General features: G+C 65.9%; 8 protein-coding genes. 3 read left to right on the forward strand and 5 right to left on the reverse strand.

What is annotated here, in order from left to right:
- Window positions 1-93: 93 nt before the first annotated feature.
- Complete coding sequence (locus tag QZY03_RS11435) at window positions 94-456, reverse strand: hypothetical protein (RefSeq protein WP_295581091.1); 363 nt, start codon at window positions 454-456, stop codon at window positions 94-96.
- 293 nt (window positions 457-749) lie between these two features.
- Entirely contained in the window at window positions 750-1094 is a 345-nt protein-coding gene (locus QZY03_RS11440; RefSeq protein WP_295581093.1) for a hypothetical protein, read from the reverse strand.
- A 267-nt stretch (window positions 1095-1361) separates the two neighbouring features.
- On the opposite strand from QZY03_RS11440, the gene QZY03_RS11445 reads away from it, so the two are divergent.
- A complete protein-coding gene (locus tag QZY03_RS11445; protein ID WP_295581095.1) occupies window positions 1362-1682 on the forward strand; it encodes an AEC family transporter in 321 nt (106 codons plus the stop codon).
- A 32-nt stretch (window positions 1683-1714) separates the two neighbouring features.
- Window positions 1715-1855, forward strand: a complete 141-nt coding sequence (locus tag QZY03_RS11450; protein WP_295581097.1) for a hypothetical protein — start codon at window positions 1715-1717, stop codon at window positions 1853-1855.
- 75 nt (window positions 1856-1930) lie between these two features.
- Here the strand turns inward: QZY03_RS11450 and QZY03_RS11455 are convergent, their stop codons facing one another.
- The 3 genes from QZY03_RS11455 to QZY03_RS11465 all read right to left on the reverse strand — a co-directional run bounded on the left by QZY03_RS11455 (window position 1931) and on the right by QZY03_RS11465 (window position 3394).
- Window positions 1931-2815, reverse strand: a complete 885-nt coding sequence (locus tag QZY03_RS11455) for a 5-bromo-4-chloroindolyl phosphate hydrolysis family protein (RefSeq protein ID WP_295581099.1) — start codon at window positions 2813-2815, stop codon at window positions 1931-1933.
- A gap of 12 nt (window positions 2816-2827) precedes the next feature.
- The gene (locus QZY03_RS11460; protein ID WP_295581101.1) at window positions 2828-2971 is read right to left on the reverse strand and encodes a hypothetical protein; all 144 of its coding nucleotides are present in this window, start codon (window positions 2969-2971) and stop codon (window positions 2828-2830) included.
- A gap of 225 nt (window positions 2972-3196) precedes the next feature.
- Window positions 3197-3394 carry a hypothetical protein gene (locus tag QZY03_RS11465; protein ID WP_295581105.1) on the reverse strand — a complete coding sequence of 66 codons (198 nt, stop codon included), beginning with the start codon at window positions 3392-3394 and terminating at the stop codon, window positions 3197-3199.
- 54 nt (window positions 3395-3448) lie between these two features.
- Between QZY03_RS11465 and QZY03_RS11470 the strand changes: the two genes are divergently transcribed.
- A complete protein-coding gene (locus QZY03_RS11470) occupies window positions 3449-5692 on the forward strand; it encodes an ATP-dependent RecD-like DNA helicase (RefSeq protein ID WP_295581103.1) in 2244 nt (747 codons plus the stop codon).
- Window positions 5693-5814 lie beyond the last annotated feature (122 nt).

The raw sequence follows: 5814 nt of genomic DNA on the forward strand, positions 1-5814 counted from the left end.
CGTTGTCGTAATCGAATTTGAATCGTTTCTCCGATTACGACAACGACAACGACAACGAGTATATCGATCGTCAGCTTGTTTCTGACGCGTTACTCAACGCTGCTTGAAGATACAACCCAGTGCCGCCTGATTGGTGCCGGTCGGGTAGAAGGCGTTGATGCCGTCGGTGTAGTCCTTGACTGAGAACTGACCAAAGTAGTACTTGCTGGTCATATCGACGAAGGTCACATCGTCGCTGCTGCTGCTCAACAGCCAGTTCAACGGCTGATTGCCGACCGACAGCTTGCCGCAGTTCTGCTGGATTCGATTCAGGAATGCCTCGGCACCAGGGTCTTCGACCAGGGCATCGCGGGCAAAGCCGCCGGGGCCACAGCCGGTCAGGACGAGCAAGGCGAGTGCCGACAGGAAGACCCGGGCAGCCTGGTGATCGCGGGCAATCGATTTTGTTTTCATCATGATTTCTCGTCGAGATTTACCGTAAAAGTCGCGCAGCGACCCTGTGGGAGCGGCGTCCCGCCGCGACAGGCCGGGCGGATAGCCACAGCGTTCGCGGTCACCGCGGCACCGCATCGCGGCGGGACGCCGCTCCCACGGGGGACCTTCATCGTCCGGGGTGGTTGATGCTCCTTCCATGGCCGTGTCGACACCACATCTGCGCGGCGCTGGTCCGGCTCAAGCCTCGCCCCCAGTGCGCGACTCCCGTGCACCGGCCGGCACGATGGTCAAGGCCATCTGGACGACACTCGGCCTCAAGCAGGCGGCGGAAACGGCACCAGCAATCCCTTGGCGTCGAGCGTCCAACGGGTTCCGTCGTCGGCGGGGATGCCGGTCTGGAGCCGCCAGCGCTCCGGCAGCGGACGGGGCAGAGCCAGCATTCCGCCGCCGGCCGTCTCCAGCAGGGTGAACTCCAGCTTGCCGGTTGCCGCGCCGGTGATCTCTACCAGCACCTTCCAGCACCCGCTCCACTCGCGGAAAAAGTCGTACTTCAACGCCACCGGCCCGATCAACTCGGTAAGCAGCGACTCGATCAGGGCGCGGGCGGCCGAGGCGCGGCGGGTGAAGTCAGTCAGCGGGATGGGGGTCTGGTCGGTCATGAGGTTCCTGTCGGTCGGCCTTCAGCAAGGTCGGAGGCGCATCGCCCGCACGTGATGTGTGGAAAATGCGTCGGCATTCGTCCAGCATCATACGGGTATGCTCACGCCAAGAACCAGCCCACCCCATAGGAACCTGGGCCTTGATCATGGTTCCGGCCACTTGGGCTCGCCGGGTGCGTAGTCAGGCCATCCTGGCCTGACAGGGCTGGAAGCCCTGACTACGCATGCCGCTGGCCGGGATTACGATCAAGGCCGGAACCTGCCCAGTTGGCCGCCATCGTCTCCATCACTGCCCCGATCTTCCTCCTGATCGCTCTGGGGTTCGTCGCCGTCAGAGCCGACTGGATCCCGCGCGAGGGCGCCCTCGCCATGGGCCGCTATGTACTGCGCTTCGCCTTGCCCGCACTGGTCTTCAACGCGCTGGCCAAGCGTCCGCTCGGGGAGATGCTGGTTCCGCAGTTCCTGGTCGTCTATGTCGGCGGCTCCCTGCTCACCTTCACCGTCGGGATGGCGGTCAGCACGGTCTTGCGCCGGACCCGCCCCCTTGGGAATGCCTTTTTCGGCATGGGCGTGTCCATGTCCAACTGACCCAAGCCGCGCTGGTGCTGGCCGGCCTGCCCATGGTCACCATCTTTCCCCTGCTCGCCCAGCGCTATGGACAGGGCGAGCAATGCGCCTCGGCGCTGCTGGCGACCACACTGCTGTCATTCCTTACGTTAAATCTGGGGCTATGGGCCTTGGGTATGGGGGCGACACCATGACCCCGTGGGCATTGACCGGGGCATCTGACCACCGACCGCCTCGTTAAGATCAACCCAGGCGCGACGCGCACCGCGTCAAATGATGCCCTCACGTTGCAACTGTTGGGTCAAGACCTCGAGTTGGACATCGAGCTGATCCAGGTCGCTGGCCAGCAGGGCCTGCTGCTGCTCCCGAAAGACCGCCTCGACCGTGATCAGTGCGCGGAGAAAGCGCTCATCGAGTTCCGGGGTGCTGATGTGCTGATGCGTCTTCGCATAGCCCGCGACGACATGCTGGACCCCATCCAGATAAACGTTGAGAAACTTGCGGGCGCGGCGCAGATCGCGCGGATCATCCTCCAGACGGCTCAGGATGGCACGCGCAAGCCCAATGATGCGCCGCAGCCGGGCGCCGAGATCGGGCTGACGGATGTCGCGGCCCGCTTGCTCGATCGCGATGAGCGTCTGCTGCGCCTGTGCCAGTGCGGCGCCGGCCTGTTTACTCAGCCCGCGGCCGTTGGATCTGCCGGGATACCAGTCGAACCCATAAGTGAGGTAGCAGCCGAGCAGGGCGACGAGCGCAAAGGCGACGGCAATGGCCGGATGGTGGCCGACCCCGAGCCAGGCGGTCACGCCGGTGGCGAGACCGATGAGCACGCTGCCCAGCAGCTTGAAGGGCCGGCGCACACCGGCGGCCCCCCCTGGAAACCGGACGCCGCGCCGCACCAGCAGTGCGCCGCCCAGGAACAGGCCATAACCGAGCAGGTCGCCGAGCAAGGGCCAGAGCTGTCCTCGCGCAAGCGCCACAACCGCCGCCGCCGCGACCGGCAGCGGCACCAGAAAGAGCAGCAGCCCCGCGACGGGTGAGGGCGACGCGGCGGCGTCCGGTCCGGCGTCGCGGCGCATCAAGCGCTGCCACAGCAAGAGCAATGAGACGGCGCCAGACAGGACGACAGCAATCAGCATCAGCAGGCGCGGCATGGCGTCACTCCGTTAGCCGGGCATAAGGACGGCACGCTGCACGCTACCGCCCGCGGCGGGGGTGGAGCAGGAGACCAGCAGCGCCTGCCCGGAGGCGACACCGGCGGCGGCGAGAATCAACAGGATGCCGATCAGCTTGCGCAGAGGTTCAGGCATGGCGAAGGCACTCACGCTCGCGGCGGGAGAACAAGAGCTTGTGGGACTGATCGTGCGCGACCATGGGGTGATTATGAACTCGGGAGGGCTGCGCAGGGTAGCGGATTCGCCACCAGAACAGATACCGTGAGCCGCAGCGGCTGCATCCAGCGCGTCGCGTCGGCTCAGCTTATCCGAACCCACCCAGGTGACGCCGCCCCGTCCTGTTCGCCCCCTGCCGGGGACTCAACCGGACGGCCCCGGCACCACCGGGGCCGCATTCCGGTCTTCGAGGTCCAGACGCCGCGCCAGCCAGGGGATGGTCCAGCCCTGGAGGACCAGTGACGCGATCACGACCATAAAGACAATATTGAAGAAATTGTCATCGACCGAACGGAGACTGACCACCGGATGGAAATCGCCTAAGATCGAATCTATGATCACCGGACCGCACCACAGGCGCGACTCGGTCCGGCAGCGCCATGCGAACCCCCGCGGATGACCGAATCAAACCCCCGTTATCACGCCGACCCGCCCGCCGAGCACCTCTCGGGCTCGATCGAGCGCGTGACCTTTCATAGTGAGCAGAGCGGCTTCTGCGTGCTGCGTGTGAAGGTGCGCGGTCAGCGGGACCTGGTGACCGTGATCGGCGCGGCGGCCAGCGTGACCCCCGGCGAATTTATCGAATGCCAGGGTCAGTGGATCAACGACCGTCAGCACGGGCTGCAATTCAAGGCCGCCGGACTGCGCTGCGTCCCGCCGAGCACGGTGGAGGGGATCGAGCGCTATTTGGGGTCCGGCATGGTGAAGGGCATCGGCCCGCATTTCGCCCGCAAGTTGGTCCGCGCCTTCGGTGAGCGGGTGTTCGACGTGATCGAGGACAACCCGGAGCGGCTGCTCGAACTGCCCGGCATCGGCCCCAAGCGTCAAGCGCGGGTGACCGGTGCCTGGGCCGAGCAGAAGGTGATCCGCGAGATCATGGTCTTTCTCCAGTCCCATGGGGTCGGCACCGCGCGGGCGGTCCGCATCTACAAGACCTATGGGGACGATGCCATCGCGAGGGTCACCGAGAATCCCTACCGGCTGGCGCTCGACATCCACGGGGTCGGCTTCAAGACCGCGGACGCCATCGCCCAGCGGCTCGGGATTGCCGCGGACTCCTTGATCCGCGCTCAGGCCGGCGTGCGTCACTGTCTCCAGGAGATCGCCGGCAAGGGTCACTGCGCCGCCTACCATGAGGTTCTGGCCGCGCAGGCAGTCGCCTTGTTGGAGATCCCGGCGCCCATCATCGAACAGGCGATCCGCGCCGAGGTGCATGAGGAGCACCTGATCGAGGAGCCGATCGATGCCCGCCCGGCACTCTTCCTCACCCCGCTCCAGCGCGCCGAACAGGGCATCGCCGTCGGCATTCGCCGGCTGCTGCTGCGCCTGCCGGTGTGGGGCTTCATCGACGCCGGACGGGCCATTCCCTGGGTCGAGGGGCGCACCGGGCTGGCGCTGTCGGACTCCCAGCGGACCGCGGTCGCGGCGGCCGTCAACGGCAAGGTGACGCTGATCACCGGCGGCCCCGGGGTGGGCAAGACCACGGTGGTGCGCGGCATCTTGGACATCCTCGCCGCCAAGGGCGTGGAGATGCTGCTGTGCGCTCCGACCGGGCGGGCCGCCAAGCGCCTGAGCGAGTCCACCGGCCGTGAGGCGCGCACCATCCACCGGCTGCTGGAGTTCGATCCCAAGGCCATGGCCTTCAAGCGCGATCAGTACTCGCCGCTCAAAGCCCAGTTGGTGGTGGTGGACGAGTGCTCCATGGTCGATGTCGCCCTGATGAACCAATTGCTGCGCGCGGTGCCGACCCAAGCGGCGGTGCTGCTGGTGGGTGATGTCGATCAGTTGCCGTCGGTCGGGCCGGGGTCGGTGCTCGCGGACCTGATCAACTCCGGGGCTGTGCCCACCTGCCGGCTGACCGAGGTCTTCCGCCAGGCCGCGGCCTCGCGAATCATCGTCAATGCCCATCGCATCAATGCCGGACGGATGCCCGAGCGGCCGGATGAAGGGCCACCCGAGACCGACTTTTATCTCATCCCCTGCCAATCACCGCAGGAAATCCAGGACCGGCTGTTGCGTGTCGTGCTGGAGCGTATCCCGCAGCGGTTCAATCTGGACCCGGTGGCCGACGTGCAGGTGCTCACCCCCATGAACCGGGGCGGCCTGGGCGCCCGCTCACTGAATGTCTTGTTGCAACAACGCCTCAACCCGGACGCCGCACCGCGCATCACCCGGTTCGGCTGGACCTATGCGCCGGGGGACAAAGTGATTCAACTGGTGAACAATTATGACAAGGAGGTCTTCAACGGCGACATCGGGCGGATTGCCGCCATCGACGCGGAGGAGGGGCTGGTGCAGGTGGAGGTCGACGGGCGGCGGGTGGAGTACGAACTGGGCGAACTCGACGAACTGTCACTCGCGTACGCCACCACGGTGCACAAGGCCCAGGGGTCCGAATACCCGGCCGTGGTGATTCCGCTGGCGGTGCAGCACTACACCTTGCTTGAGCGTAACTTGCTCTACACCGCCGTGACCCGCGGCCGGCGCCTGGTCGTGCTGATCGCCGAACCCAAGGCACTGGCGATGGCCGTCAAGCGGGTCGGCTCCAACCAGCGGCTGACCAAGCTGCGGCAGCGGTTGATCGAGGCCGTGGCGGGAGCGGTCGGGCTGGAGGATGAAGAACTCTCAATGAGACCGTGACAACCGTGACAACCGTGACAACCGTGACAGCGTCTGCCAATGCGCGTCTTTGACGGCGCGGGCCTTGATCATTATTCCGGCCACCCGACCCGTCGTTGCGGCAGCCCGTCGCGGCCGGGGGC

It is taken from the genome of uncultured Lamprocystis sp. (assembly GCF_903933125.1).
Classification (GTDB): domain Bacteria; phylum Pseudomonadota; class Gammaproteobacteria; order Chromatiales; family Chromatiaceae; genus Thiodictyon.

Excerpts from the sequence above, each read along its gene's own strand:
- QZY03_RS11435 (WP_295581091.1), bottom strand. The coding sequence starts at position 456 with ATGATGAAAACAAAATCGATTGCCCGCGATCACCAGGCTGCCCGGGTC.
- QZY03_RS11440 (WP_295581093.1), bottom strand. The coding sequence starts at position 1,094 with ATGACCGACCAGACCCCCATCCCGCTGACTGACTTCACCCGCCGCGCC.
- QZY03_RS11450 (WP_295581097.1), top strand. The coding sequence starts at position 1,715 with ATGGTCACCATCTTTCCCCTGCTCGCCCAGCGCTATGGACAGGGCGAG.
- QZY03_RS11455 (WP_295581099.1), bottom strand. The coding sequence starts at position 2,815 with ATGCCGCGCCTGCTGATGCTGATTGCTGTCGTCCTGTCTGGCGCCGTC.
- QZY03_RS11460 (WP_295581101.1), bottom strand. The coding sequence starts at position 2,971 with ATGCCTGAACCTCTGCGCAAGCTGATCGGCATCCTGTTGATTCTCGCC.
- QZY03_RS11470 (WP_295581103.1), top strand. The coding sequence starts at position 3,449 with ATGACCGAATCAAACCCCCGTTATCACGCCGACCCGCCCGCCGAGCAC.